This window comes from Acidovorax sp. GW101-11A03, from assembly GCF_059424825.1.
Genome location: NZ_JBWKZU010000136.1, coordinates 1 through 1,714, shown reverse-complemented (window position 1 = coordinate 1,714; position 1,714 = coordinate 1). Strand labels below are relative to the sequence as shown.

At 66.4% G+C, this 1,714-nt stretch carries 1 protein-coding gene and 1 pseudogene; both read left to right on the top strand.

The genetic code is table 11. The features are described from left to right. Positions 1-393 (top strand): annotated as a pseudogene (locus AC07Z7_RS25005) (methyl-accepting chemotaxis protein); the annotation flags it as partial. 338 nt (positions 394-731) lie between these two features. Continuing rightward, on the top strand, positions 732-1,714 hold a 983-nt coding region (locus tag AC07Z7_RS25000; RefSeq protein WP_494768035.1), incomplete at its 3' end, for a methyl-accepting chemotaxis protein.

Genomic DNA, 1,714 nt, shown 5'->3' with positions numbered 1-1,714 from the left:
GACGGCATCGCCCAGGTGAACCAGGCGGTCACGCACCTCGATCAGATGACGCAGCAGAACGCGGCGCTGGTGGAGGAGTCAACGGCCGCAGCCGCCTCGATGCGCGACCAGGCGCAGCGGCTGGCGGAGGTGGTGTCTGTGTTCAACGTGGGCGCGGTGGCCGCGCGGGCCCCGGCAGCGGCGCCCCGTCCCGCTTCCGCAGCCGCGCGGGTGAGCGGTACCGGCAGCAAACCGGCATCCGCAGCCACCGCCAAGGCGCCGGTGGCCGCCCGGCTGGCGGGCAAGGCGCCTGCCACCCCCAAGGTCACAGCTGCGCCTTCTGCTGCGGCCTCCCCTGCACCGGCCCCCCGGGCCGCCGCAGGTGGCAATGACGACGAATGGGAAAGCTTCTGACACGGCCCAGCCCTTGTGGTGCTATCACTCCTGAATTGATAGCTTTCAAGGCAATGTGGTAGCGCGGAAACGCCCATTTTTGCTCAAACTCCTGCTCCCTGGGGCGCACACCTTGCGTGGCGCAGCCCGGCGGGGGTTGCCCGGCCTGGGGTTCGCGGCTTTTTCGTTCGCGCATCCGGGGTGTTTTCCGGATGCGGGTATTTCCCGGTGGGGTGCGGGCCTGTGGGCACGCCGGGCTGGCGTAGGCTATGGCCTGTCGTTGATGTAATCGAATGTTTCCTGTGTGCCTTGCGCAGAACATGAGAGAGACATCACCGGTCCACGAGGAACTACCAACCATGCAATTTGACAATATCCGCGTCTCCCGCAAGCTCTGGGGCGCTTTTCTGGGTCTGATGATCGGCATGCTCCTGCTCTCGAGCTTTGCTCAGAACCGGGGCAACAATTCGATGACGGCTGCGATGGACGGCATCATCGAGATCGAGGAGCGCATCTCCACGGCCGTGCGCTGGCGCGGCGCCACCGAAACCGCCGTCACCATGGTCATGGGTGGCGCGGTGACCACCGACTCGGTGCTGGCCGAGCAGTACGGCGCCAAGGTCAAGGAGATCATCGGCAACATCAACAAGGTCCAGGAGAAGATCGTTGCGTCTGCCACCGCGCCCGAAGAAAAAGCCGCGCTCGACAAGGTGCTGGACGCCCGCAAGGCCGTGCTGGCCGCCACCGCCAAGACCTGGGAGCTGAAAGGTGCGGGCGATGCCGTGGCTACCCAGCGTTTTGCGGACGACGAGTTTGCCCCCCTGGTCACCAAGTACCTCAAGGCCCAGGACGACTTTGTGGCCGCGCTGGAAAAGCGCCGCGACGCCATCCGTGCTGACGCCACGAGCCGCCGCATCCAGAACGCCGTCTCGGGGATCATCCTGTCCATGGTGCTGCTGGCCGTGGGCATTTTCCTGGCCTGGCGGCTGGTGCACTCCATCAGCGACCCGCTCAACCAGGCGGTGTCCACCATCGACGCCATCGCCGCAGGCGATCTCACGCGTGAGTTGCAGTCCACCCGCAAGGACGAGTTTGGCCACATGCTGCGCTCGCTGTCCGCCATGTCGGCGCGGCTGCGCACGGTGGTGAGCGAGGTGCGCACAGGCGTGGACTCGGTGTCCTCGGCATCCATCGAGATCGCCAACGGAAACCAGGACCTGTCGGCCCGCACCGAGCAGACCGCCTCGAACCTCGAAGAGACGGCAGCCAGCATGGAGCAGCTCACAGCCACCGTGAGCCAGTCGGCCGACACGGCGCGCCAGGCCAACCAGCTCGCCGGCAC